29 protein-coding genes are annotated in these 25,691 nt (G+C 30.8%); 27 read left to right on the top strand and 2 right to left on the bottom strand.

The genetic code is table 11. The features are described from left to right. Positions 1-187: 187 nt before the first annotated feature. The 13 genes from BTO05_RS01080 to BTO05_RS01020 all read left to right on the top strand — a co-directional run bounded on the left by BTO05_RS01080 (position 188) and on the right by BTO05_RS01020 (position 12,081). Positions 188-1,981, top strand: coding sequence for a site-specific DNA-methyltransferase (locus BTO05_RS01080; RefSeq protein ID WP_087490885.1), 1,794 nt, complete (start codon positions 188-190; stop codon positions 1,979-1,981). After that, on the top strand, positions 1,978-4,797 hold the full coding sequence (locus tag BTO05_RS01075) for a DEAD/DEAH box helicase (protein WP_087490884.1): 2,820 nt from the start codon (positions 1,978-1,980) through the stop codon (positions 4,795-4,797). The genes BTO05_RS01080 and BTO05_RS01075 overlap by 4 nt, the downstream gene beginning before the upstream one ends. Before the next feature lie 325 nt (positions 4,798-5,122). Then, positions 5,123-5,608, top strand: a complete 486-nt coding sequence (locus BTO05_RS01070; RefSeq protein WP_087490883.1) for a phosphoribosylaminoimidazolesuccinocarboxamide synthase — start codon at positions 5,123-5,125, stop codon at positions 5,606-5,608. Beyond that, complete coding sequence (locus tag BTO05_RS01065) at positions 5,609-5,938, top strand: hypothetical protein (RefSeq protein ID WP_087490882.1); 330 nt, start codon at positions 5,609-5,611, stop codon at positions 5,936-5,938. It begins immediately after the preceding gene. Positions 5,939-6,101: 163 nt separating this feature from the next. Then, complete coding sequence (locus BTO05_RS01060; protein WP_087490881.1) at positions 6,102-6,377, top strand: hypothetical protein; 276 nt, start codon at positions 6,102-6,104, stop codon at positions 6,375-6,377. Then, positions 6,370-6,792 (top strand): DUF6896 domain-containing protein, encoded by a 423-nt coding sequence (locus BTO05_RS01055; protein WP_087490880.1) that lies wholly within the window; start codon positions 6,370-6,372, stop codon positions 6,790-6,792. The genes BTO05_RS01060 and BTO05_RS01055 overlap by 8 nt, the downstream gene beginning before the upstream one ends. A gap of 208 nt (positions 6,793-7,000) precedes the next feature. Continuing rightward, a complete protein-coding gene (locus BTO05_RS01050; RefSeq protein WP_087490879.1) occupies positions 7,001-7,198 on the top strand; it encodes a hypothetical protein in 198 nt (65 codons plus the stop codon). Continuing rightward, entirely contained in the window at positions 7,199-7,681 is a 483-nt protein-coding gene (locus BTO05_RS01045; RefSeq protein WP_087490878.1) for a hypothetical protein, read from the top strand. Positions 7,682-7,911: 230 nt separating this feature from the next. Further along, complete coding sequence (locus tag BTO05_RS01040; RefSeq protein WP_157662505.1) at positions 7,912-8,310, top strand: hypothetical protein; 399 nt, start codon at positions 7,912-7,914, stop codon at positions 8,308-8,310. Between the two features lie 214 nt (positions 8,311-8,524). Further along, entirely contained in the window at positions 8,525-9,055 is a 531-nt protein-coding gene (locus BTO05_RS01035; protein ID WP_087490876.1) for a hypothetical protein, read from the top strand. 137 nt (positions 9,056-9,192) lie between these two features. Beyond that, entirely contained in the window at positions 9,193-9,717 is a 525-nt protein-coding gene (locus BTO05_RS01030; protein ID WP_087490875.1) for a hypothetical protein, read from the top strand. Positions 9,718-9,882: 165 nt separating this feature from the next. Next, positions 9,883-10,812: a hypothetical protein gene (locus BTO05_RS01025; RefSeq protein WP_087490874.1), complete on the top strand. Its 930-nt coding sequence runs from the start codon at positions 9,883-9,885 to the stop codon at positions 10,810-10,812. A 240-nt stretch (positions 10,813-11,052) separates the two neighbouring features. Further along, a complete protein-coding gene (locus tag BTO05_RS01020; protein WP_087490873.1) occupies positions 11,053-12,081 on the top strand; it encodes a serine hydrolase domain-containing protein in 1,029 nt (342 codons plus the stop codon). Between the two features lie 760 nt (positions 12,082-12,841). Here BTO05_RS01020 and BTO05_RS01010 read toward each other — a convergent pair. Together BTO05_RS01010 and BTO05_RS01005 are read right to left on the bottom strand one after the other, a co-directional pair. After that, the gene (locus BTO05_RS01010) at positions 12,842-13,261 is read right to left on the bottom strand and encodes a hypothetical protein (RefSeq protein ID WP_087490871.1); all 420 of its coding nucleotides are present in this window, start codon (positions 13,259-13,261) and stop codon (positions 12,842-12,844) included. Then, on the bottom strand, positions 13,261-13,641 hold the full coding sequence (locus BTO05_RS01005; RefSeq protein WP_157662504.1) for a hypothetical protein: 381 nt from the start codon (positions 13,639-13,641) through the stop codon (positions 13,261-13,263). Before BTO05_RS01005 ends, BTO05_RS01010 begins: the two co-directional genes overlap by 1 nt. A gap of 303 nt (positions 13,642-13,944) precedes the next feature. Here BTO05_RS01005 and BTO05_RS01000 point away from each other — a divergent pair, with 303 nt between their 5' ends. From BTO05_RS01000 to BTO05_RS00935, 14 genes are all read left to right on the top strand, one after another. Continuing rightward, positions 13,945-14,241 carry a hypothetical protein gene (locus BTO05_RS01000; protein ID WP_087490869.1) on the top strand — a complete coding sequence of 99 codons (297 nt, stop codon included), beginning with the start codon at positions 13,945-13,947 and terminating at the stop codon, positions 14,239-14,241. A gap of 4 nt (positions 14,242-14,245) precedes the next feature. After that, on the top strand, positions 14,246-14,809 hold the full coding sequence (locus BTO05_RS00995) for a hypothetical protein (protein WP_087490868.1): 564 nt from the start codon (positions 14,246-14,248) through the stop codon (positions 14,807-14,809). A gap of 164 nt (positions 14,810-14,973) precedes the next feature. After that, positions 14,974-15,321, top strand: coding sequence for a hypothetical protein (locus BTO05_RS00990; RefSeq protein WP_087490867.1), 348 nt, complete (start codon positions 14,974-14,976; stop codon positions 15,319-15,321). Continuing rightward, the gene (locus BTO05_RS00985; protein WP_087490866.1) at positions 15,321-15,731 is read left to right on the top strand and encodes a hypothetical protein; all 411 of its coding nucleotides are present in this window, start codon (positions 15,321-15,323) and stop codon (positions 15,729-15,731) included. Before BTO05_RS00990 ends, BTO05_RS00985 begins: the two co-directional genes overlap by 1 nt. A gap of 146 nt (positions 15,732-15,877) precedes the next feature. Next, complete coding sequence (locus tag BTO05_RS00980; RefSeq protein WP_087490865.1) at positions 15,878-16,321, top strand: DUF4262 domain-containing protein; 444 nt, start codon at positions 15,878-15,880, stop codon at positions 16,319-16,321. Between the two features lie 220 nt (positions 16,322-16,541). Next, positions 16,542-17,858, top strand: a complete 1,317-nt coding sequence (locus BTO05_RS00975) for an AAA family ATPase (RefSeq protein WP_087490864.1) — start codon at positions 16,542-16,544, stop codon at positions 17,856-17,858. Continuing rightward, positions 17,858-18,544, top strand: coding sequence for an RloB family protein (locus tag BTO05_RS00970; protein WP_087490863.1), 687 nt, complete (start codon positions 17,858-17,860; stop codon positions 18,542-18,544). Before BTO05_RS00975 ends, BTO05_RS00970 begins: the two co-directional genes overlap by 1 nt. A 165-nt stretch (positions 18,545-18,709) precedes the next feature. Further along, complete coding sequence (locus BTO05_RS00965; RefSeq protein ID WP_087490862.1) at positions 18,710-19,279, top strand: hypothetical protein; 570 nt, start codon at positions 18,710-18,712, stop codon at positions 19,277-19,279. 198 nt (positions 19,280-19,477) lie between these two features. Then, a complete protein-coding gene (locus BTO05_RS00960; RefSeq protein WP_087490861.1) occupies positions 19,478-19,948 on the top strand; it encodes a hypothetical protein in 471 nt (156 codons plus the stop codon). Between the two features lie 161 nt (positions 19,949-20,109). Beyond that, entirely contained in the window at positions 20,110-20,841 is a 732-nt protein-coding gene (locus BTO05_RS00955; RefSeq protein ID WP_087490860.1) for a DUF6090 family protein, read from the top strand. A 226-nt stretch (positions 20,842-21,067) separates the two neighbouring features. Further along, positions 21,068-21,943, top strand: coding sequence for a LytR/AlgR family response regulator transcription factor (locus BTO05_RS00950; RefSeq protein ID WP_087490859.1), 876 nt, complete (start codon positions 21,068-21,070; stop codon positions 21,941-21,943). Between the two features lie 109 nt (positions 21,944-22,052). Beyond that, a complete protein-coding gene (locus BTO05_RS00945; RefSeq protein ID WP_087490858.1) occupies positions 22,053-23,222 on the top strand; it encodes an acyltransferase family protein in 1,170 nt (389 codons plus the stop codon). A gap of 337 nt (positions 23,223-23,559) precedes the next feature. Next, positions 23,560-24,303, top strand: a complete 744-nt coding sequence (locus BTO05_RS00940; protein ID WP_157662503.1) for a DUF2927 domain-containing protein — start codon at positions 23,560-23,562, stop codon at positions 24,301-24,303. A 154-nt stretch (positions 24,304-24,457) separates the two neighbouring features. Continuing rightward, positions 24,458-25,381, top strand: a complete 924-nt coding sequence (locus tag BTO05_RS00935) for an RtcB family protein (RefSeq protein WP_087490856.1) — start codon at positions 24,458-24,460, stop codon at positions 25,379-25,381. Positions 25,382-25,691 lie beyond the last annotated feature (310 nt).

Raw genomic sequence — 25,691 nt, 5'->3', positions numbered from 1 at the left:
TGTGTAATGCAAAAAATCGTGCTAAAATTGAACATTTGAACTAAAAAAGCCAAACGCACAAACAGCACATTTATTTTTTCCAGCGCGAACTACCAACGCTTAAAAATAAAAGAGCTGTTTTTTGCCAACGCTCAATTTGAATTAATTATTTTTAGTGCCGTAAAAAAACAAAACCGAAATAACCTAAATGGCGAAAACCAAATACGAAAATTATTCTAAACAACAACTAATTGCCAAATTAGAAAGACTTGAAAAAAAAGGTTATGGATTGGTATGGGAAGATAAGCCCGAGAGAATAGCAGACAAATGTGAAAAAGAATTGCCAGTTTTAGTTGAGGATAAAAAACGAGAAATAAAAAAAGACACTAAAAAACCTACGCACTTCATATTTGAAGGAGATAATTATCATACTTTATACACACTTAATTTTACTCACAAAAAAGGTATTGATGTTATTTATATTGACCCACCATATAACACAGGAAAAACCGATAAAAAGGGAAAAACTGATTTTAGATATAATGATAGATTCATAAAACAAGAAGATAGATTCAGGCATAGTACTTGGCTTTCTTTTATGAATAAACGATTACGTTTAGCTAAAAATCTTTTAAAAAATTCTGGTGTAATAGCTATATCAATTGATGACAACGAGGTTTTTAACCTAAAACTTCTCTGCGATAAAATATTTGGCGAACTAAATCATATAGCGACAGTTCCGACAATTATGAACCATAAAGGAAACCAAGACCAATTTGGTTTTGCAGGAACTCACGAATACACACTATTTTATGCTAAATCTAAAACACAAGCATCAATTTTAGAATTTAATATTGAAGAAGATTCAGATGATGAGTGGCTTACAGACGAAATTGGTCCTTATAAAAAAGGACGTGGAATTTTAGCAGATGGAAAAGAAAAATTTCGAGAAGATAGAGAACAAATGTATTTTCCACTTTTGGTAAAAAAAGATAAAGTTAGCTTAATAAAAGAAAAGGAATACAATAGAATTTTTGACAAGGAATCAAACACATTTAATGATGAATATGTTGACAGCTTAATAAAAAAATATTCTAAAAAAGGATATGAAGTTGTTCTTCCTATTAATTCAAAAAAACAACTTTTGAGGTGGACTTGGGGTTTTGAGCATAAATTTAGAACTCACATAAACGATATTATAGTCTCACGTACAAAAAATGGAATTACTTTAAACAAAAAACAAAGACCAAAATTAGGAGATTTACCATCAAAAAAACCCAAATCGGTTTTATATCGTCCAGAATATAGTAGCGGTAACGGTACAAATCAACTGAAAGCAATATTAGGTTATGAGGCTTTTAATAATCCAAAACCTTTAGAATTAATAAAGGATATCATTTTTATAACAGGGAATAAGAATGCTAAAATTCTTGACTTCTTTGCTGGTAGTGGAACAACTGGTCAAGCGGTCATCGAATTAAATAAAATGGATGGAGGTCAAAGACAAATTATTCTTTGTACAAATAATGAAAATAATATTTGTGAAGAAGTGACCTATCCAAGAATACAAAAAGTTATTGATGGTTATAATGAAATTGAAGGTATTCCAGCAAATTTAAAATACTTCAAAACAGATTATGTACCATTTGTTTTAACCGACAATGATAAACGAAATTTGGTTGCGAAAAGTACAGAATTACTCTGTATTTCAGAGAATACTTTTGACGTTGTCTTGGATAATTCAAAAGAAAGTAAGTTCGCAATTTTCAAAAATACAAACCAACATACTGCAATTATTTACGATGAAGATTTTATTGAAGAATGCTGTATGGCTTTAAATAAGCTGAAGGATATAAGAAAAATAGTAATTTATGTATTCAGTTATGACCATAATTATATGGAAGAAGATTTTGAAAATTTGAATAAAAAATTTAAAGTTAAACCTATTCCAGAAGTGATACTTAACGTTTATCGTAAAATTGCAAAACTTAAGAATAAATGAAACACATACCATATCAGCAGGAATATGTGAATGAGCTTACAGATACTGCAATTAAATTATTAAATGATGAGTATAGAGAACAAGGAACTATAGTTTTCAAAGCACCAACTGGTTCAGGTAAAACTTATATGATTTCTCAATCATTAACTAAACTTGTTAAAGAACAAGCTGATAAATCTTATTCCTTCATTTGGCTGTCAGTTAATTCTTTACACGAACAAAGTAGAGAAAGTTTAACTCGATATTTAGAAGATGAGAAATTGCTTGAATGTATAACTATTGATGATTTACAAAATAATTTAATAGAAGAAAACGAAATTGTATTTATTAATTGGGATAGCTTAATTAAAAAAAATAATTCTTTTCGACTTGAAAACGAATTAGATAAAAATTTAAAATCTGTAGTCAGTAATACTCGTGAAGAAGATAGAGAGATAATTCTCATTATTGATGAAAGTCATAGAACTGCAAAAGCTGAAAAGGCGAAAGAAGTCATCGATGAAATAAATCCCACTTTAATTATTGAGATGACTGCTACGCCATCAAGTATTAACGGTTCATTAATAGATATTCCTTTGGCAAAAGTAATTGCACAGGGAATGATTAAAAGTGAAGTGAGAATTAATCCGAGTAGCAAAAAAATTCGTGAAAATAAAGACTTACTTGAGGTTGCTCTAAATAAAAGAAAACAATTAAAAAAAATGTATGAAAATGAGGGAACAAATATTAATCCTTTGCTTTTAATACAAATACCCAATAAAAAACAAACCGACAGTTCAAACCCAGAAGATTATATTATTGGGTTGTTGGCAGACCAAGACATTACTATTGCAAATGGTAAACTTGAAATAAGAATTTCAGGAGTCGATATTAAAGAACTTGACGAGAAAGTAAAGCCAAATGACAGTCTAGTCGACGTATTAATTTTTAAAGAGGCGATTGCTTTAGGTTGGGATTGCCCAAGAGCATCGTTAATTTTTTTACAGCGTGAGTGGAAACAAGAACGCTATAGTTTTAATATCCAAACATTAGGTAGAATAATGCGTATGCCGGAGCAAAAGCATTATGTTAACAATCCTGAATTAAATTATGGTTATATATATTCTGCATCTGACAATTTTGAAATAGTTCAGGAGCTCGCAAATAATTATGTGAGTGAACTACAAATGGAAAGAGATGAAAACATAAATTCCAAACCTATAAAGCTTACAAGCGAATTTATAAGGAGAAAAAGAGAACTTACAAGATTATCTGGAGCGTTTAAAAAATGTCTATTAGATTCAGCTAAAGAATTGGATACGAAGTCGGACATAAATCCAAACATTAAGGAAATCCACAAAACTGTAGGATTAGAAGGAGTAGTTAAAGGTATAGATGCAGATGAAAGGCAAGAAGTGGATTTTTCCGATAAAAAATCTATTAGAAAAGACATAAATGATATTACATCAAGTTATACGAACTTTTGCGCTGAAATGGCAAAGCCTTATGCTATTTCTCGTTCAGCAATTGTTATAAAATCATCTATTCGCACTTGGTTTAAAAAAGCATTCGATATTGGAGATGAGGATAAAATATCACTTGTGGTTATGAACCGAAGTAATAATCCGAGGATTAGAAGATTATTAGAACAAGCAAAAGACCTTTATGCAAATCTTCCAACAAGAGAAGATGAAGTCGTTGTTAATACTTCTTGGGAAATTCCGTCAAGCATAAGCATTTTTACAGATTATGAAATTGTAGAAAATTCGGATAAGTCTATTATAAAAAACTATCAAGACCAGAAATTATATGTCAAAAAAAATAAAAATGGCAAGATAAATTTCTCACAACCAGAAATAGATTTTATTGAAGAAGTTGATAGAACTGACGATGATATATTGTGGTGGTTTAAAAACGGCGAGAGAGAAAGTCGCTATTTTGGTATTGCATATAAGAAAACAAATGGTTTCTATTATGGATTTTATCCTGACTTTCTGATTAAAACTAAAAAAGAAACGATAATCGTCGAAATTAAAGATGATAAAGATTTCAAACCTGAAAATGCTTTAAAATTACAAGCGGGAAAAAATTATGTAGAAAGAACCGAGAATAAAGAAACAGTAAGGTTCTTTATGCTTTCACCAAACGACTACCCTACTTTCTTTACCGCTTTAAAAGACCAAGAAATTGAACTATTTGAATCATCGTTTGAGAAAAGGTTGATAAAATATAATCAAAGTCAAAAAAAGTTAATTGAAAGCAAACCTGACCAATCAGAAAAGGAAAAGGAAAATTTAGATTGGCTCTCTGATTTTGAGAAAACAATTGATGAATTAAAAGATGAAAAATTTAAAAGCGAACTCTTGGAAATGCAATTGAACGAGGCACAAGAAAATATAGAAACGCTTTCAAGGTCACTAAATGAAATACAACCTGTTTACAGGACAAAAAAAGATATTAAAATTGATAATCCATTTAATATTTGCGTTCTTGGCGAAGTTACTGACCAAGCACTAATTCGAAAGGAGTTAAATAATTATTTTGAAAAAATTGGTGTATCAACTACGGATTGGAAAATCGAGTTTTTTAATAATAGTAAATTGCAAAATACAAACGTACTTCGCTCATTGCAAATTGGACAAAGTAAATTTTCCGTCATAGTTACTGGTCAAATATTTCATCACTCTGGTAAAGGAAATACAAAAGCAAACATTATATCAGAATTGAAAAATGAAAAGTATATACCACATATCATTGGAAGTAATCCTAAAGATAAACTAACGCCAAACAAAATTATAGAAAACATTGACAATTACATATCTGAAAGCCAACGCTAAAAGCCATACACATTTACAGTCGCTTCATCCAAGCTTCACCAAAACTGTAAAAGAGTATGTCTCGCCATCGCGCAAATTTGAACTGTATTTAACTATTTAAAGCCAAGTAGTACGCAAAAGCACTACACACAACAACGTATATAGCTCATAGCTAGACAGTTACTTAAACTAAGTTAAGGTATATTTGCGAGTTCGCCATATTTTTAATTTACTTATATTTATAAAAAATTAAACATAAAAATTAAAAATCTGGCTTGTGCTTAATCCGAAAATTAATAGCTAATTTACACGCTACGAGCCATATACAAGACCGTTAGCCTACATTATGGAAAACGAACAAAAATTTAAAACCAAAACTGGATTTTGTCACATTCTGACTGACAAGATAGTTCTGACTCGTGATGGAATTGTTGGAAATGTAGCGGAATTGACAACTGGGAATAACATTTACCAAATACTTGGAATTTATGGAATAATGTCAATTGTTTTATTCTATATAGCGTTCACAAAAATCGTAAAAGAAGACTGGATAGAATTCGCTATTTATTGCGGAATTGGAATTTATATTGCGTATAGCTTAGTTAAAAGCCTGAATTTGAGTTCTACGCCAATTATCGAGCGGAATAAAATAAAAAATGTGGAATTTAAGCCTGCGAAAAAGTTTTTAACAAGAAGTTACTTCAAAGTGGAATTTGAGCAAAATGAAGGGAAAATAAAAAGCCGACTTATTATGCTTCCAGGTTCACTTAACGACGGAACAAACGAAACAGAAAAAGCACTCGGAATAATGAAAAAAGCTGGATTAATTTAGATGCAACTTTCAAAATTAACATACAATCCAAAATGGACAGCAATCATAATCATTGGGATTTGTTTGACTGGAATGTTAATTGGGAATTATGTGCAAAGATTTCGAATTTCCGAATATCGTTGGATTTATCAATATGGTAGTTATCTGAATTTAGTATTGGTTTTTGGTTCACTTTGTTGGTCTTTAATTCACCCATTAATTGTATGGTCTAACAGAAAACCTGAATGGAAAAAACATCTGATTTGGATACTTGTTGGTCTAATTCCGCTTATTTATTTCATAACAATGATGATAATTGCAGAAATTAGATTTGGAAATAAAATAACGTAGGCTAACACCGTGTATAATTCATTGTTAGTTAGAGTCTTCTTGCGAAAGTCCTAGCGGACTTTCTATCTGTGTTTTATTTGCTAACTTTAGTGCTTAAACACGCAACGAAATCATACACCAGACCGTTGTAGTGCATTAGAAAAAACTCAAGTGAACATCTAAAATGGATTTAAATGAATTATTAGAAAGAGTAAACTCAAAGGATACATTTCTCCAATTTGTAAAAGCTCTAAAAGACGATAAAATTGATGAGGATGAGAAGGAAAAAACAAATCCTTCTTCTCCATATTCTTCAGGAGCCAATGGTTGGGAAAATGGAACAATTTCCTCTTTTTTGGAATCCATTGAAGCGTACGGTGAAGACAGCGAACAAATAAAGGATGAACCTAATTGGAAGAGCTTTGCGCTTTTACTTTATGCAGGTAAGTTTTATGAATAAAAAAATCACATTAGACATATTAGCCAAAGCTATTATCGAATATCGTTCAGAAGGAATGGAACTAATGAACAGATTGGGGAAGAAATTTGAATACGATATAGCTGTTCAAAAGGAATACGATGAATTAATTTGGAAAGGAAACAAAAAGGTTCCCAGGAGTGGTAAACTTTCTGAAAGAGTCAATTACTCTTTTCACGGAGGAGAATGTGGATTTCATAAAAGAAAAACACAACAAAACATTGAAGTAATCCTGACGAATGCACCAAAGTTCGGGAAAATTGATGCTTGGTTTTTGAAGGAGTATTTAGATAGTACGAATGAATACAAAGAAATGAGTAAGGACATAGATTGGCAGGAATTGAAACCAATGCTCGAAGAACTTTATAATACTGGAAAGATTAAAGAAATAAAATAAAAACGACACCACAACAATGTATATAGCAAATAGGGCGTTCAGTGGTTTCTGAAAGTCCTGTGGTTATTTGAAACACCGCCAAATCGTTGATTTGGCTTTTAAAATGAATAAGATAAAAACAAAATACAACGTTTTGGCTCAGTGCAAATCCGAAAGTTTATTGCTTTCTACTGCCCTACTTGCCATATACTAAACGTTGTAAACAATTATGGAAAAGGTACTAACATTTTTACTTGGAGCTTTGTTAATAGCACTTGGAATTATATGGTACAATTACGAAAGAAAGAAATTCGTTGCTCAAAGAAAAAATGAAGATTATATGCGAATGTCGTTCACGATTGAATTCATTTTAGGTGCATTTATCCTTTTTGCAATTGGTATAAAACTAATTTACGACTCATTTTAAATGAACGAAAACGAAGACTATTTTAGAATTTCCAAAAATGGAGACATTCATACTTTGAGTGACCGAATTCCATTTAACTGGAAAGAACTGATGATTTGGACTTCTGCTTCATTCATTTTTCTTATTTGGTTTCTCGGAATTGGAGTCGGAATTTTTGTCGCAATATTGACTTTAATCGGTTACACTCTTTATCGATTTGCTTCTTGGATTTATTATACGGAATTAAAAATTGACGAGAAAAGCGGAAAAGTGACACGACTGAAAAAAATACTTGACCGAACTCAAAAAATGGAATTGATTGCAGAAAAATTTGACCCTAATCGATTTGAATATTCGGAATTAACTCGAAGTGGAAAAACGAAATTCTTAATGAATTATCGGACACATAAAAACAATGAATTATTAATCTTAAAAAATAAAGCGGACAAAGAACTGATTGAAAAATACATCGCTGAAAAAATAACTGTTTACAACAATGTATAACCGCAATTACGGCGGATTCGACTACGTCCGAATCCACTCGGAATTGCGAGCGTCAGTGCTTAATCGAAAAATAGTAATTTAAAACCCGTAACTGACGGTTATACTAAACCGTTGTAAAACATTTAGAAAAACTGAATTGGAAAGAATTAAATAACGACATTTATTTTTGGGATGGTTCTTGGCGAGACATCTTCATTCCTGATACAGACAGAAATGACTGGAAAATTTTTGTGGACTTCATTAATGAAAGATTTGATATTAAATGGTTCAACGAAAACACTCAAAAAACTGAAACGAAAATCAATTTTGATAGATTGATTGAATTTTGGGATAAAAAAATTGATTGGAACAATACTGCAAATATTTATTTAGATAATATTCAAATCAACACGCATTTTTTCACGGAGGACGAAATTGAATGCGATATTGACCCAAGAGAATTTAATGGTATAAATGACCACGAAAAACTGATGGAGTTTCTGACCGAATTGTCTAATCGATTAAATAAGCGGATAAAAATAACGCCTGAAAATTGCCCTGAAATTGAACTCGTCGGAATTGAAAAAAATAATGTATCAATAAATCTTAATTCGCCTTCGGACAGTTGGCCGATAAGGATAAAGAAATAAAAACGTTTTACAACACCGCATAAAATTAATGTGGGTTTTATGGTTTAGCCCAAAGTTTTGGTTACTTTATTATGTCGCTTTTACTTATTTGAGTATTTTTAGGTCGACAAGATAAAAATACTAAATAAGTATAAGCTTAGTGGCTCGGCTGACAATTCACAAATTGTCAAACTCCCACACTAATCTTATACAAAACCGTTGTACGTAATTTGAAATGAACAAAAATGATTTAAAACGTATTAAAGAAAACAGAAAATTACCTAAAGACGAATTGGATGGTTTTTGGGAAAATTTCATGTGGTATTTTATCGTTATTTTTCTAATTATTATCTCGTTATTAAGACTTAGTTTAGAGAGTCTAAACATGAAGGACTATCTATTCGTTATCATAATGATTACGATAAGCCTATATACTGTATGGTTAAAAATTAATGACCGAAACTTATCAAAAATAAATTCTGAATTGAAACTGAGTGAAAACAAAAAGATGATTGAGTTTTTTGCAAATAATCCAAAATGGATTCTCCGAGAAAATAAAAAATCATACTGGGAATTCACCGTCACTTCAATATTTAAAATTCCAACACACAAATTAACAATCATAGTTCTAGATAAAGAAGTTCTGTTCAATTTCAGGAATATCGGTTCATTTAAAGGTAGAGCACCTTTTAGTTTCGGAATGGACACATATCATGGGATTAAGTTTAAACGAAAAGTTAAAAACTACGTACAACACCGTATATAAAAAATTGCTGTACTTCTACTCCATTGAAAAATTTTACTACTTTTATAAAAAAACAAAATAGCCTGAAAAATCGCGCTCAAATAAACGCAACTTTTCATATACAAAACCGTTGGGCACTATTAGTACGAAATTAAGAAATGACAAACATAAATTCTAAACTTGAATCATTCGAAAACGGAAAATTGATTGATATTGTGAAAAATTATAAGCAATATGGTTATGATAATGATTTGAGAAATATTGCACTTGGAATTTTAGAGAAAAGAGGAATTAATAAAGAACAACTGGAATTATCTGGAAATTTTGAAAATCACTCTTACGAATCTGCAAAAGGAATACATAAATTATTTAGTCGGAATTCAAAAATTGCTTTTATGCTTTACGGAATAGTATTAATTACGAATATTCTTGTTTCTGTTTTCACACGAAACTCTGAATTATTAGCCTCAATAATTTTAATTATTAATTGGATTTCTATTCTATTATACTTTGTATTCTTAATTAAGTCATTTATGAATCAAAATGAATTTTATAGAGAAATAGGAAAGAAAAATGACTCAAGCAGCATTTTAATATATGTTTTTTTAGGACTTCCTTTTTACATATTCACTTATTTCTATTTCCGAAATCAAATGAATGATGAATTGAAAACGATAAAATAACAGTGCCCAACACCGTATAAAATTAATTGCTAGTTCTAGCCTACTTACGAAAGTCCTCGCGGACTTTCCATTTGTGATTTATTTGCTAACTTTAGTGCTTAAACTTCGCAACTAATCTTATACAACAACGTTAGGGTTAATTTAAAACAAAATACAGTACTAAAAATGAACAAGACTTTTAGAATTTTAAAAAAGGTAATTTTATATACTTTCTCTATCCTTTTGCTTCTTTCAGTTGCAGGTTACATTTACCTCTATGTACTTCCAAAAGGACCTGAAATAACGGAAATCAAAAAAATTAACAGCGGAATAGACTCTTTTGTTATCTACGCTTATAAAGATAGCGAGAGAAAATCGATTAAAGTGTGGACTTACAAACCTGAAAGTTGGAATGATAAAGACAAAATAGTTTTCGTTATGCACGGTGGTGGACGAAATGCAGATGACTATCTAAACGCTTGGATTGAATTAGCTGATGAAAATAACCTTTTAATAATTGCGCCTGAATTCGAAAATAAGTTCTCAAAATACACAACTAACGACTATCAAGAGGGAAATCTATTTACCTTTTTCGGAACTAAAAACCCAAAAAGCGAATGGGCATACACGGTGGTTGAAAACATATTTGACCATATTAAATCGGTTAACAATATTACAAACGAACAATACGACATTTTTGGACATTCTGCTGGCGGACAATTTGTGCATAGAATGGTAATGTTAATGCCCGAATCGAGAATTGGAACGGCTATCTCTGCAAATTCTGGCTTTTATAGTCTACCAAACGATAAACTTGAATTTCCGTATGGCATTCAAAATACAGGAATAAATTTGCAAAATTCTTACAATAAAAGATTGATTATTTTATTGGGAGAACTAGATAATGACCCAAGTTTAGGGACTTTCAGAACAACGGATTTGGCGATGGAACAAGGAGCGCATAGACTGGAACGTGGAACAACTTTTTTTAATGCTAATAAGGAATTGAAAAACAAAAATAATTGGCCATTTAATTGGGAAATAGACACTATAAAAAATGTAGGTCACGACTACAAAAAAATGTCTGAAAATGCAATTGAGTGGATAAAAAACTAACCCTAACAACGTATATAGCTCATTGCTAGTCAGTTGCTTAATCGAAGTTAAGGTGTATTTGCGAGTCCGCCAAATTTTTTAATTTGGCTTATTGAGAAAAAAGGTAATAAGAAAAATTAAAAAATTCGGCTCGTGCTTAATCCGAAAGTAATTTCATAATTTGCACGCTACGAGCCATATACAAAACCGTTGTGGCTAATTTGAAAAACCAAACACAAGAGCGAAGACTGAAACAGAAAAATGATAAAAAACAAAAAAGCCAAATTGATTGTGCGCATAGTATTGCTTGTTGGAACAGCAATATCCCTGTTTTTTGTACCATGGATTTTAGTAAAGGCTTGGATTTTACCGTTACCTGATACGGTTCAAAAACAAGTGGATGAAGCAATTGGGCATGGGTTTGATGGAATGATTGTTTATGTAGACGAAGTGGGAAAACCACCATCGTTCTACACAGGTGGTTGGAAAGATAGAGAAAAGAAAATACCAGCCGACCCAAAATCATTGTTCAAAATTGCCAGTATTAGTAAGCTGTATACAGCTTTAGCAGCTACGAAATTGGTCAAAGAAAAGCGTTTGTCTTTTGATAAATCATTAACCGATTATCTTCCAGAACTAAAAGGAAGAATAGAAAATGTAGAAGAGATTACACTAAAAATGATGGTTCAACATCGTTCAGGTATTCCAAATTTCACAGATAATCCAGCATTTTGGGAAAACGAAGAAGAAAATGGCAAAAATCCATTAGATTTTGCTTTAGACTTACCTGCTAGCTTTAAACCAGACAAAGGTTATGAATATTCAAACACGAATTATTTATTGCTTCGTAGGATTTTAGATAAGGTTTTAGGACACAATCACAATGATTATATCAAAGAAAAAATATTAATTCCCCTAGAATTGAACAATACCTATTTTTCGATAACTGAAGTGGATTTGGAAGACGTGATGAGCGGTTATTACGTAGGAATTGAAGAAGATTTTAAAGCACGCGAATTTGGAATGTTAGCAACCGCAAAGGATGTTGGAACATTCCTAAGAGCCTTGAATGATGGTTCTGTATTTGAAGAAGGAGAACAGGAATTATATCCTTACGAATATAATCACGGTGGTTTAGTCATTGGTTATCAAAGTCTCGCAGAATACCATAAAGATATAGATGCTGTGGTAGTTCAGTTTATAAACACAACAGATTTTGAAGGGTATGAATGGAACTTGTCAGAAATTATAATTAACCGAATTGTAAAAATCATTAGAAAGAAAAACTAGCCACAACAATGTATAAAAATAATAGCGGCTTAATCGCTAAAATGAAAGTGAAATATATAAATCAAACGACAGTAACTAACCGAAAAGTAAGTGCAAAAAATCCGCTACTATTCTTATACTAGACCGTTGTAATGCATTTACGGAATGAATAAAAGTCGATTAAAAATAATAGAGTTAGCTTAAAAAGAAATGTTAGACTATAGCGTATATTTTACAAAGGAAAAAATTAAAAAATTTTACAAGATTTTTTCTCTAATAAACATTGGAATAGGAATAATTATAATACTTTTTCCAGTTGACAATTTACCAATTGAAGAAAGAATCTCAATGGGAATAGTTTTGAACGTTGGTTATCATATGTTTTTTCATTTAATAAGTATTGTCCCAATAAAACAACTGAATTGGGTCAAGGAAAATAAAAATGTTAGGAATTTATCCTTTAAGAGTATAAAATCTATGACTTATTTTGTTCCAATCACTTGTATTTTGATTTCTCTTTCACTGATGTTTGAATCTATAATGACTCAACAAATTAGTAGATTATCTGTTCTATTTGTTTTTGTTGGAATAATTCTTGGAATGATAAAGTTGAATGGAAAACTTTTTGAATGGAAAAAAACGCATTACAACAATGTATAACCGCAATTACGGCGGATTCGACTACGTCCGAATCCACTCGGAATTGCAAAAGTCAGTGCTTAACCGAAAAACAGTAACTTTAAACCCGTAACTGACGGTTATACGAGACCGTTAGCCATAATTATGACGGAACGCTAATGACTTTTTGAAAGTTTATTTTAGTTTTTGAGTCATTGAGTGTTAATCTATAAAGGTCTTCTGATTTAATACATTCTAAAACTTTTTTATAAAGATAAGCTTTAGATTCATCTGTAATATTTTCAGAACCTTTTGACCCTGTTTTAGGATGAACAAACATTAAATAAAGTGCTTCGTTTTTTATAATTAAAAGATAATAACAACGGAATCCACCGCTACCTCTTAAACGCTTTTTTATATAAGGAGTATCATCACTATTATTCAATCTTGTCCCAGACGCAAGTTCTTGTGTAGATTTATCAAAAAAGTAATTTATTAAATCGGCTTCAATTGTTTTATATGACTTCTTGGAATTTAATTTCTCAAACTCAACTTTAAAGTCCTCTAAACAATATAAATCCATTAAACAAGAGAAAGTTGTTTAGTAGTTTCTACGAATTCTGGAATTTCTGGAAGATAAAAGAATACAGATTCTAAATCTTGATAAGTTTCCTTTAATTCATCAATAGAATTCTTGAAATCTTTTATTTCTTCTTTTGCAATACCCTTCTTTCTTAAAAAGTCTAAAGAAATATATTGTCGGATAAGAGAAGAACGCAAATCCTTAGCAGCTGAAATTAAGTCGTTAGTTAACATTAAACACTCTTCGTCTAAATCATTAAACCAAGTTAGTTTTTCAATGTTATGATTAACTTCATAAATTCTTTTAGTTTTATTCTTGATAGAAGATTTTAAATCAAGTATAGCATCTAAAAGTTGATTGTTCATTGCATCTTCTGACATAGGATTTCTCTTTTCAGAATACGAGAAATCTCTAACACTTGAAAAAGTATCTTTAATTTTCGATTTATGTGATAAACATTCCATTTCTAAGAATTTATTATAGTAAATATATAATATTTCGAGCAAATATAAAAACTATGGCTAACAACGTATATAAAAAATAGCTAAATCTGTGCCAAATCTTATTTGCATTGTTTATTTAATAACTCTATTTTAGTCGGAAAAGTATAGGAATTGTTACACGCTACTTTTCATATACTAAACGTTGCCAGTAATTTCGCAATCAACTCAAAATAAAATAAAATGACTTATAAGGAAGCATCCGAATTAAAAAATAAAAACGAACATTTAATAGGACAAAAATATAGAGGAGCTACAATAGAAGAATTAATAATTCGACCGACAAATGAAAACGAATTTGATTCTTTTGCCATAGCCTATTTGAGAACTATGAATGCGGAATTATCTATCCAACCTTTTACTCAAAGTGATTTAACACTAGATGTTGTTTGTGATAGAGTAAAAATCAGAACAAATAATTTATTTATCAGAACAGAAATAGAGAATCTATTAGATGAAAATTTAGAAGTAAATCTTTAAACATATGACAGAACAAGAAGCAAAACATCATTTATACGAACTTTGGCAAAATGGAGAAATTCCGCATAACTTTACTGAAGACCATTCTGACTATTATAAAGCAGTTAATTATACGAAAAAGAATAATCGATTCGACTATGAAGATTTCTGCTCAAGTATCGCAATAATAAAATTTGGAGTTTGGCAAGTTGAATCTGATGCTTTAGTTGGCAAAGTTGGTTATGATTATATTATTGCTGACAGTAGGTTTTGGGAAACTCAAGATTATAATGGACATTTAGTTTGGAGTTGGTTGATTCATTTAACCGAAAAAAGCTGGATTGACAAACTAACTGTAAAGGATTTGAATACTGCCTTCTTTTTTTGTCAAGATTATTATAAAGAGCATAAACCTGAAAATTTACCATATGTTTCGACTGCTCAAACCTTAAATATTCAAAAACAACTTTTGGATATAAGCGAAGAGATTCAAAAAAAAGAAAAAGTCGATAAAAACGGTATAGTTGATTTTGACATAGAAGGTATGATGGAATATGGGAATCAATTGAATAACATTAAATATTTATAAAAACTACTAGCAACAATGGCTATAAGTAATTGCTTGTTCTCGCCTACTTATGAAAATCCTTGCGGATTTTCAGCTTGGTGTGTACTTGCTAAGTTTAACGCTAACCCACGCAACTACTCATAGCCGAGACCGTTACCTGCAAGCTAAAAAAACATCCTACTGGAATGATAAACAGATTTTTCAAAAAGAAACCCGAACAACTTTCCAAAGTCGAATATTGGAAAAAGTGGGAGTTTTTTGAACTTGTCGATGACTTACATAAAGCCGAAAAAATTTTAGTAGAATTTAAAGGCGGATATTCTAATCAATTTGACTCTGCTCAAGACTTTCACACTCATTTGGTTGATTATATTGACGACATTGAATATGGTAATCGAATAGATATATCAGAATTATGGATTTGGTTTGCGCCGACTTGTGACTGGGATGATTTAGTTGGAATGGACGGATTGGAAATTGGAAACCGAATATTTGAACGAGTAGATAATTGGAAAAATAACAATTTAAGCTAATGAAATTTTATAAACCACTTTTTTCAATTATTATCATAATAATACAACTGATTTTATCTATTGTAAGTTATTATGATTTTGTTACTTGGGGAAAAGCTAACTCTGAATTGGATGGATTGATAAGTCGAATTTTTCACGGAGATAGTTTATTCTTATTTGTTTTAGTAATCGGATTTTATGAAATGCAAACAAAACCGAGTTGGTTTAAAACTGTTATCCGAATATTATTAATGTCTATAGTTTTAGGAACACAATTTTCAGGACTTATTCCAATCGACCAATTTTATTTCGGAGTTTATAATACGGCTTGGTTTTCAGCAGTAGTTGCTGTCGTTCTGATTTTAATACGAATTGGAAAATATAGTGTTGAAAAAATAAATGATAAAAAACTGAATAAAGCCAGCAGGTAACAACGTGTATAATTCATTGCTAGTTAGTGCATACTTGCGAAAGTCCTAGCGGACTTTCTATCTGTATTTTATTTGCTAACTTTAGTGCTTAACTACGCAACGAGATCATACACAATTCCGTTGTATGCAATTTCAGAATCGAGTAAATGACAGAAAAACAAAAGGAAAAATATTTCAAAAAGGTTTATGATAATATTGCGGAATATGGATTTCACAAAACCTATGTTATGGAGGAAATTGGATTTACGCCTTTTGGATACTCAACTGGAATTTATAAAAACTTTGGAATTCCTGAACTTTTCATTTCTGGACTTCCGAATGGACTGACAAACACATTAATTAATAATTATGCGGAAAGATTTAAATTCAACGAAATACCGCTGAATAAAAAAATTGACGATTTAATTGACCGGTTTCCTGTTTACTTTATTGAGGTGAAAAATGATAAGCTGACTGAATACACTTTGAGTTCATTTAAGTATTATGAGAATTCGGAATTCAAGTATTTACAGTTAATTTTTCCTGACTTGAATGGATTTTTTCCAAACGAAGCGGAATATGACTATGACCAAGAAATATTAGGAAGATGAAAAAACTGCATACAACAATATATAACCGCAATTACGGCGGATTCGACTTCGTCCGAATCCACTCGGAATTGCTAAAGTCTGTGCTAAGCCGAAAGGTTTGCGTATATTAACCCGTAACTGACGGTTATACGAGACCGTTGGCAATAATATAAAAAACACTTCATAAGCTTAATTCTTATTTGTATATTTGCGTAATATTTGCAAATATTAAATTAACAAAATGAAACTGCAAGAATTTAGCTTTGGGAATTTTAGGTCGTTCAAGGACATCAATACATTGAATTTATCGGCTGCCAAAATAAAATCAAAACACGAAAGTATTGATACAAACAATGTTATTATTGGAAAGAATATCGAAAATATTTCTTTTCTAAAATCAAAAGCTATATATGGTGCTAACGCAAGTGGAAAAAGTAATATTATTAAAGCACTTGTAACTTTTTCTAGAATCATTAGAACTTCAGTTAAAGATGATAAAGTTCTAAATATGATTGATTCATTTAGACTTTCTACAGAGACTGAAAATGAACCTAGTTTTTTTCAAATTATTTTTTGGGATAAAAACACTAAATATAGATATGGTTTTGAATTAGACGATGAAAATATTTACTCTGAATGGCTTTATGGTAAACCAGGGGAAAGAGAACTCTGCTATTTTATTAGGGAAGGAAAAGAAATTATTGAACTTGATAAAACTAATTTTTCTGAAGGGGATAAATTAAAAACTCTATTATTTGACGAAGAGTCCGAAGAAAATGAAATCTTCCGAAATAATTCACTATTTCTTTCAACTCTTGCAACTTTTGGTTTTGCAAAACTATCAAAACAATTAGTTAAGAGCATAACTTCGACTTACATTATTAGTGGTTTAGGTCACGAAGGAATGTACAGATATGCAGGTGAATCTTTAAAAGATAAAGAAAAGAAGAAATACATATTGGATTTTCTTAAATATGGTGATATTGGAATAGAAGATTTAAATGCAATTGAAATTTCATCAGACGATTTACCAGATGATTTAGATAATGATGTAAAAAAAGATTTTGATAAATCTAAAAAAAGAAAACTCTTAATTTCATCTAGAAAAAAATATGATGCAAATAATAAGTTTGTAGAGGATGAAAGTTTTTCATTTAGCTTACACGAATCTGAAGGTACTCAAAAATTGTTTGAATTAAGTCCATTTATTTACCAAGCTTTAAGTGAACAAAGAACGATTATTATTGATGAATTTGATGCTAGATTTCATCCATTGTTAACAAAAAAGATACTTGAATTATTTAATTCAAAAATAAACAAGGGTGCTCAATTAATTTTCACAACTCACGACACGAATCTTTTATCATCCGATTTGTTGAGAAGAGACCAAATTGAATTTGTTGAAAAAGATAAATTTGGAGCAAGCCACCTATATTCTTTAGTTCAGTTTAAGGGCATTAGAAATAATGCAACGTTTGAGAAAGACTATATTCAAGGGAAATATGGTGCTATTCCTTTTTTAGGTAATTTTAATAAAATCTTAAATTTCGAAGACTAATGCCTAGAAAAACTAAATCTATTAAAAAAACTGATAGAAAAAAGGCTTGGTTGAAAAAAGTCAAGCCTTCAATCTATGAAGTTGAAACAAAAGAGATTGGTAAAACAATTCTAATTGTTGCTGAAGGTCAAACAGAAACTTTATATTTTGAATCATTCCCTGTACTAACTTTAACAGTAAAAACTGTTAATCTTGAAGGTCAAAGCAAATTAAAGTTAATTGAGGCAACAGAAAATATAGTTAATAAAAGTGATGACAAATATGACATCGTTTGGTGTGTCTTTGATATGGATATCAAGCAAGGAGAAAAAGAATTTTCCGACTTTGATAATGCAATAGAAAGTGGTATTGCAAAAAATTACAGGGTAGCTTATTCTAATGACTGTTTTGAAGTTTGGTTCTATTTACATTACTATTTTTCAGACCAAAAGAATCATAGAACATTCTATTACAAACATTTAGGAAATTTATGGAATTGCAACTATGAAAAAGACGGTAAGAAATATGATTTTTGTTTAAAAACTTATTCGCTTTTAGAATCTGACGTAAATGCTTCACAGGAAAAGGCAATCGAAAGAGCTAAGAAACTATTAGATAATCAAAAAGATTTAACATTTCACAAACAAAATCCCATAACTCTAGTTTATGAGTTAGTTGAATTTTTGAATGAAAATTGTAGAAAATAAAATACTATTGCCAACAATGGCTATAAGTAATTGCTGGTTCTCGCCTACTTCTGAAAATCCTCGCGGATTTTCAGTTTGGTGTGTACTTGCAAAGTTAAGTGTTAAACCACGCAACTACTCATAGCCGGAACGTTGTGCGTCATTTAAAACTTACTCAATTAACTAATGAATTTATCTAAAAAGAAAATATCTAGGCTTATTTCAATTATTGGAATTTTATTCATTGCTTATAAGGTTATCGACTTTACTTATTATTATACATTTAATGGAAATGATGATATTCATTTCCTGAAAATTGAAGAAAGTAAAAATCATAATTACGAAGAGATATTTCAACTTGATGAATTGAAAAACAAATATGTTTATGCAACCTTGAACAATCGAGCAGACTGGAAAGACTTTCGAGAAGACATCAACTCGATGAAAATGTTGCAAAAAAAATATAATAAACAAAACCTTATTTTTTTATACACTGCTGATGATATAAACGGATTTTTTAATGAATATGAGTGGAAAAAATTAATTAAAAAATATGATTTAAAAGGCTATCATATAAATCTTCCACAAGGATATGAATGGAATCTTCAATATTCAAGAAAAACAGACTCTGGAACTGTAACTAGTTTTCCAAAATATATGATTATATCGAATAAAGGAAAGATAATTAAGAAGTCAGTAACTCGACCAAGAAATGCTGAAAGATTAATATTCGAATTAGATAGCATTATGAATTAAAAAACGAACGCACAACACCGTGTATAATTAATTGCGAGAGTTTCTTCCTGCCAATCGGAAAATTCTCCGAATTTTCCTCAGACTCGTCCCCTTTTGCTATCTTTAGTCGCTCACGCAACTAACCATACACAAACACGTTGTATCACATTTGACGCAACCATCTAGTTATTCCTGCATCTACCTAAAAAAATATTTGTAATGAAAAAAATCCTTTTAATTATTATTAGTTTATTCTTTTTTAATCAAATTATAGCACAAAATCAGGCTATAAAAATCACCAATATTAATACCAACAAAGAAAAAATTATTAAAGAGAACAAAAGAATAAAGCTAAAGACATTTGATGGTCGAAAAATTAAAGGCCGATATAAGATAGAAAATAATAGTACAATTGTTGTTGATAATGTCCGAATAGATTTGTCTGATATTGATTCATTGAAGCGGAATCCTCTTTTAACTTCCATTTTTACTTCTGGATTTCTTATTTACGGAGGAGCTATAACAGCTGGATTTGGCTTTATAATTGGAATATTAGCCGATTCAACTGCATTTTGGTTGGTTCTGCCAGCAGCAGGAATGATTTATACTGGAATAAAATCACCAAATATTAACAAAAACCATAAAACAGATAAAGGTTGGAAATTTGAAATCATAACAATATCTGATTAAAACGTGCTACAACAATGTGTATAATTCATTGCTAGTTATTGCCCACTTACGAAAGTCCTCGCGGACTTTCTATCTGTAATTTATTTGCTAACTTTAATGCTTAAACACGCAACGAAATCATACACAAACACGTTAGCCTCCATTAGAATAAACAAAAACCAATGATAAAATTCTTTAGAAAAATTAGGCATAAGCTGTTGAATGAAGGTAGATTAAGAAAATACTTGATTTATGCTATTGGAGAAATATTATTGGTGATGATAGGAATATTGCTTGCATTACAAGTCAACAATTGGAATGAAAAAAATAAGAAAAAGGAAATTCAGTTAACCCAATTATCTGACTTGAAAATAGAAATAAAATCAATGCAAGAATTTTTAAAATTTCACACAAACGTTTTAGAAACTTCAATAAAAGGAAATGAGGCCTTATTGGAATTGATGAGACCAGATGCCACCTTAACAATTTCACAAGATTCCATACACAGATTATTAGCTATTACACTAAATGTAGATTTGATAACAGCAGAGAGACTAAACTTAGAAACACAAGTAGATTTTGAACCAATTCAAAAGCAAAAATATGGTCAACTCATTAATAATCTAATTAACTGGAAACACTTCGCTGGAAGAATATCGGCTGATTACTCTTTAATGGAAGCTAATAGAGAAGAAGATCTAGAAAATGCATTAATAAAATCAGGAATTCCCAGTTGGTGGATATTTTTCGACAAACCCAACGAAGTTAAATTTCCGGTAGATTATGAATTATTGATTAGAAACAATGAAATTTATGCAGTCTTGATAAACCGGTATAAAAGATCGCAATTTCTGATAAATGATTTAAAAGGTGGATTAACGCAGCTGGATGAAATGCTTTCTGAAATAAAATAAAGGATGAAATGACAATTTCAGTTGATTTTAAAAAATAGATAAAAACGAGAGGCTAACAACGTGTATAATTAATGGCTGGTTCTCGCCTACTTCTGAAAATCCTCGTGGATTTTCAGTTTGGTGTGTACTTGCAAAGTTAAGTGCTAACCCACGCAACTACTCATAGCCTAGACCGTTGGCAACAAGCTGAAAAAATATCTAAACCGAACTTGACTGAATAAATTTAATGCAAATTAAAGCCTACATAAAACAACCATACCCATTTTATTATGAGGAATTAAAAAGAGTATTCTTATTGCTTTGCTTTCTTGCAATAGCAAGTTTTATTTTCACCTATTTATTTGAACCTTTTATTGTAAATATTGAAGAACATAAAATAGATAATTTTTGGATTATGGTAATACATTCCGTTCTACCAATCCCTGTTGCTTTTACGTATTTTTTCTTGCTCAAAAAATCGATAAAAAATATTGAAAATTGGACATTAGGCAAGGAGTTTTTGCATTTGGCAGTAATTCTATTATTTATAGGTTTTGTTAGCTTCTTGATTCGAGATTTTATTTATACAAATCCTGATAATTGGTCTTTTCGCTACTTGTGGGAAGAAATAAGAAATACGTTTTTAGTAGGAATTTTATTGCTGATGATTATTTTACCATTAAATCTTCATCGTTTGATTATTAAGCACTCAAATGATTTAAAAAAAATATCCGTTACGCAACAATATATCAATGACGTTAATGCAACTGTTCAAATTGTTACGCCAATAAAAGAGGAGAATTTTGAGTTAAACATTCAGACTTTTCTTTACGCAAAAGTGGATAGTAACTATTTAGAAATATTTTATGACTATTCAAATACTAATGAAAAGGACTTAAAAAGATTAACTCTAAAAGAATTTTTAGACCAATTAAAGTCTTATCCGTTTATTTTTAAAACTCATCGCTCTTATGTTGTAAACCTTAACGCAATTGAATCTGTTTCTGGAAATGCCCAAGGATATGTACTTTATTTAAAAAACTACTCCAAAAGAACAATCCCTGTTTCTCGTTCTAAAATTGAAGAATTTAACCAAGTTCATAACAGTTTAAAAAACCAATAGCTTGTAATTCGACCTTTTCAGTTGTATTTCGTCACTTTCTGTTGCTATTCATCCCACTAGTATAAACCGTGTTGATTTTGTTTTTATCATTGCCCAAAAAACAAAATTAATGAGTATTTCAAAAAGAAGACACGATTTAGATTGGTTAAGAGTTATTGCTATTTTGGCTGTTTATTTCCATCATTTAGGTATGCCTTTTAATGGAGATGATTTTCATATTATGAATGCCGATTCTAGCAAATTATTAGACGACATAATGGTTTACTTTGAGCAGTTTAGACTTCCTCTACTATTTTTGATATCTGGTACAGGAACAGTACTCGCATTTTCTAAGCGGAATTGGAAGCATTTTTTAAAGGAACGTACAGGAAGACTTTTAATTCCACTCTTCTTTGGTGTGCTATTTATTGTACCACCTCAAACATATTATCAATACATCAATGAATTCAATTCTTACTGGCAGATATACACAGAAGGTAGATTTGAAACTAATCATCTTTGGTTTATAGAAAATCTTTATGTGATTTCTATAATTATAATTCCTTTAATTATTTTTCTTAAATCCAAAAAATCTGAGGGATTTATAAATTGGTTCGAAAAAATATCCTCTTATAAAATGGGACTTTTATTGAGCGGACTTCCTCTTATCATTGTAACAGTAATACTAAAAAGGTATTATCCAACTGGGTCTTCTTCATTAACTAATCTTTCAGAAACATTCTTTTACACTTACTTTTTTATTTCTGGTATTTTGTTTGCAAGTTCAAAAATGTTTTGGGAAAATTTGAAGAACTTTAGACTTGTTCATCTTAATAGCTTCATTATTAGCACACTATTATTCTACGGTTACTATTTCATACCGAATACTATCGTGGAGCCTTATTTAACCGTTTCTGTTCGTTGGGATATCTGGTATGTCCTGTGCAGTCTATTGGGCTGGTGTTTTGTTTTGACCATATTAGGATATGGGCAAGTTTACTTCAATAAACCTAGTCTTTACCTTAAACGAATGAACGAAGCTATTTATCCATTTTATATTTTACATCAAACAGTTATTATAATTTGTGCATATTACATCATTCAACTAGACTTAAATATTCCTGCTAAGTTTATCGTTCTTTTAGTTATTTCATTTATTATTATTGTAGTAATTTACCGTTTTGCCATTTACCCTTTTAGAATTATGAGAGTGCTTTTCGGAATGAAACCACGAAAAAGACCACTGAATAAAAGCCAGTTGCCAACAACGTATATAAAAAATAGCGGTTTTAAAGTTTAAACGAAATTTAATTTTTTAAATTTATAGTTAGTAATAAACCGAAAAGTAGTGCTTAAAAATCCGCTACTTTTCATATACAAGACCGTTGGTATGTAATTGCCTGCGGCACGTAGAATCGCGTTTTGCAAACGCTTCCTTTCTACTAATTACATACCAACGTCCACTGTTTGTCGCACCTCGCCGATTTTATGTATATTTAGTCAAGTCTACGTGAACTACACACGAAACTACATACAACAGCGTGTATAGCTAATGAGGCGCAACAATGGCTTTCCATGAGGCGCGCCTCACTACGCCATACACAGTGGACGTTGTAAAACATTTGAGAAACAAAATATTGAAGAAGAAAACTACCCTTTTTATTAGTCTATTAATAATAGCTGGAATTGCTGTTTATAGTTTTGTTGACTTCGAGGAATATGAGTTTACCGAATATGATACTGAAATGGTAAATTACTTCAACGAAGTTGCCTTAAATACGGAATATGATTCAAACCCTAAAAGAATTATAAAATGGACTGAACCAATGAAACTTTTTATAATTAAGGAAAAAGATCTTAGTTACGAGGTTACCTTAGTTAAAAAGACAGTTGAAAAAATTAATAATCTGACAAAGGATGAATTTCACATCCAATTAATAGACGACCCCAAAAAGGCTAATGCATTTATTATCTTAAGGGAAAGAGAGAGATTGGAACCATTAATGCCCGACTTATTTGAGAATATTGAGACAGAAATTAATGGAATAGCAGATATTGGATTTGACACAGAAACCTTCCATATTAGTGACGCAAGAATATTTATAGATATTCTACAACCAAAGGAATCTATTGAGACAACTATTGTAGAGGAAATAACACAAAGTATAGGTTTAATGAATGATTCGGAAAAATATTCTAATAGTGTGTTTTATCAGAATAAATTAGATAGCATTATAACTGTGGAATATTCAAAAATGGATAAGGAAATCATTAAAATGCTATATCATCCGAAAATGAAACCAGGACTTGACTTTAAAAATGCTAAAGAAGTAATAAAGCAAATTTTAAAAAAACAAAAAACGTTTTACAACAATGTATAACCGCAATTACGGCGGATTCGACTACGTCCGAATCCACTCGGAATTGCGAGCGTCAGTTATTAATCAAAAAATAGTAATTTAAAACCCGTAACTGACGGTTATACGAAACCGTTACCAGCAATTGTAAAGGACGACATTGCACAGAGATAAGATTATGGAATTGATAAATTATTCAGCAGAACCGATAAACAAATTATATGGATGGTTGCCAAGAGAACTGCAAGCGGAGAAAGTAATATTTTTCCCAGATGCATGTCCTGGAAAATCCCCTTTACCGACAGGAACTGTTGTCTATACAAAACAAGCAGACTGGAGGAAATTTGCAGTCTCGGATTGTGGATGTGGAATGCTTTTAGCTAAATCGGAAGTGAAACGTTCCGATTTTAAAGAAACGGATTGGGATAAGATTTACCATGACTTAAAAAACAATAAAGGTAAATTAGGAGACCTTGGTTCAGGAAATCACTTTCTTGATGCGTTGGAATCATATGACGATGACTTTATTTACTTTTTGATTCATACAGGTTCGAGAAATGAATCTAAAATAGTTGACCACCTGATTGAGAAACCAAGTGAATTTGATAAAGTATTTCTTGATGTTTGCGATTGGGCAGAAAATAATCGAAAAGCAATCGCTGATATGGTGTCAAAGTATTTTGGGAAATTACAAATTATTGTTGACCGCAATCACAATAACTTTGAGCTGACAGACGACGGTGTGATTATTAGAAAAGGTGCAATAAGGATAAATCCTAATGAATTGGCAATATTACCTTCAAACCTTGATGGAGATGTTGTGCTTGTCAAATCGACTGATAAGGTTTTAGAAACTTATAATTCTTTAAATCATGGGACAGGAAGAGTAATGTCGCGTTCAGACGCAAAAGAACATTCTGACAAATATGATTATGTTGGACTTCGAGAAAGGATTTATATTCCTGAGATGATTAAGGATACATCTATAAAGACAGAGGCACCTTTTTGCTATCGAGATTTGGATGATTGTTTAGCCCTGATTGATGATTTAATAATAATAGAAAAAAGATTTAGTCCATTTGCGTACCTTGGACAGATATAAAAATCAAAAGCTGGTAACAATGTGTATAATTCATAAGGGTTTCAGAGGTTTTCAGGCATTATCACTCGCATCAAAATTTGGTGGTAACTTGACAGGTTTAAAGTCCGAAATCCCTTACGAAATCATACACGAAACGTTGGTATGTAATTGCCTGCGGCACGTAGAATCGCGTTTTGCAAACGCTTCCTTTCTACTAATTACATACCAACGTCCACTGTTTGTCGCACCTCGCCGATTTTATGTATATTTAGTCAAGTCTACGTGAACTACACACGAAACTACATACAACAGCGTGTATAGCTAATGAGGC

Source organism: Winogradskyella sp. PC-19 (assembly GCF_002163855.1).
Taxonomy (GTDB): Bacteria; Bacteroidota; Bacteroidia; order Flavobacteriales; family Flavobacteriaceae; genus Winogradskyella.
Note: the sequence above shows the minus strand (reverse complement) of the source record. Positions and strands in the feature narration are given on the sequence as shown.

Coding starts and splice junctions, on each gene's coding strand:
- BTO05_RS01080 (WP_087490885.1), top strand. CDS start 188: ATGGCGAAAACCAAATACGAAAATTATTCTAAACAACAACTAATTGCC.
- BTO05_RS01075 (WP_087490884.1), top strand. CDS start 1,978: ATGAAACACATACCATATCAGCAGGAATATGTGAATGAGCTTACAGAT.
- BTO05_RS01070 (WP_087490883.1), top strand. CDS start 5,123: ATGGAAAACGAACAAAAATTTAAAACCAAAACTGGATTTTGTCACATT.
- BTO05_RS01065 (WP_087490882.1), top strand. CDS start 5,609: ATGCAACTTTCAAAATTAACATACAATCCAAAATGGACAGCAATCATA.
- BTO05_RS01060 (WP_087490881.1), top strand. CDS start 6,102: ATGGATTTAAATGAATTATTAGAAAGAGTAAACTCAAAGGATACATTT.
- BTO05_RS01055 (WP_087490880.1), top strand. CDS start 6,370: ATGAATAAAAAAATCACATTAGACATATTAGCCAAAGCTATTATCGAA.
- BTO05_RS01050 (WP_087490879.1), top strand. CDS start 7,001: ATGGAAAAGGTACTAACATTTTTACTTGGAGCTTTGTTAATAGCACTT.
- BTO05_RS01045 (WP_087490878.1), top strand. CDS start 7,199: ATGAACGAAAACGAAGACTATTTTAGAATTTCCAAAAATGGAGACATT.
- BTO05_RS01035 (WP_087490876.1), top strand. CDS start 8,525: ATGAACAAAAATGATTTAAAACGTATTAAAGAAAACAGAAAATTACCT.
- BTO05_RS01030 (WP_087490875.1), top strand. CDS start 9,193: ATGACAAACATAAATTCTAAACTTGAATCATTCGAAAACGGAAAATTG.
- BTO05_RS01025 (WP_087490874.1), top strand. CDS start 9,883: ATGAACAAGACTTTTAGAATTTTAAAAAAGGTAATTTTATATACTTTC.
- BTO05_RS01020 (WP_087490873.1), top strand. CDS start 11,053: ATGATAAAAAACAAAAAAGCCAAATTGATTGTGCGCATAGTATTGCTT.
- BTO05_RS01010 (WP_087490871.1), bottom strand. CDS start 13,261: ATGGATTTATATTGTTTAGAGGACTTTAAAGTTGAGTTTGAGAAATTA.
- BTO05_RS01005 (WP_157662504.1), bottom strand. CDS start 13,641: ATGTCAGAAGATGCAATGAACAATCAACTTTTAGATGCTATACTTGAT.
- BTO05_RS01000 (WP_087490869.1), top strand. CDS start 13,945: ATGACTTATAAGGAAGCATCCGAATTAAAAAATAAAAACGAACATTTA.
- BTO05_RS00995 (WP_087490868.1), top strand. CDS start 14,246: ATGACAGAACAAGAAGCAAAACATCATTTATACGAACTTTGGCAAAAT.
- BTO05_RS00990 (WP_087490867.1), top strand. CDS start 14,974: ATGATAAACAGATTTTTCAAAAAGAAACCCGAACAACTTTCCAAAGTC.
- BTO05_RS00985 (WP_087490866.1), top strand. CDS start 15,321: ATGAAATTTTATAAACCACTTTTTTCAATTATTATCATAATAATACAA.
- BTO05_RS00980 (WP_087490865.1), top strand. CDS start 15,878: ATGACAGAAAAACAAAAGGAAAAATATTTCAAAAAGGTTTATGATAAT.
- BTO05_RS00975 (WP_087490864.1), top strand. CDS start 16,542: ATGAAACTGCAAGAATTTAGCTTTGGGAATTTTAGGTCGTTCAAGGAC.
- BTO05_RS00970 (WP_087490863.1), top strand. CDS start 17,858: ATGCCTAGAAAAACTAAATCTATTAAAAAAACTGATAGAAAAAAGGCT.
- BTO05_RS00965 (WP_087490862.1), top strand. CDS start 18,710: ATGAATTTATCTAAAAAGAAAATATCTAGGCTTATTTCAATTATTGGA.
- BTO05_RS00960 (WP_087490861.1), top strand. CDS start 19,478: ATGAAAAAAATCCTTTTAATTATTATTAGTTTATTCTTTTTTAATCAA.
- BTO05_RS00955 (WP_087490860.1), top strand. CDS start 20,110: ATGATAAAATTCTTTAGAAAAATTAGGCATAAGCTGTTGAATGAAGGT.
- BTO05_RS00950 (WP_087490859.1), top strand. CDS start 21,068: ATGCAAATTAAAGCCTACATAAAACAACCATACCCATTTTATTATGAG.
- BTO05_RS00945 (WP_087490858.1), top strand. CDS start 22,053: ATGAGTATTTCAAAAAGAAGACACGATTTAGATTGGTTAAGAGTTATT.
- BTO05_RS00935 (WP_087490856.1), top strand. CDS start 24,458: ATGGAATTGATAAATTATTCAGCAGAACCGATAAACAAATTATATGGA.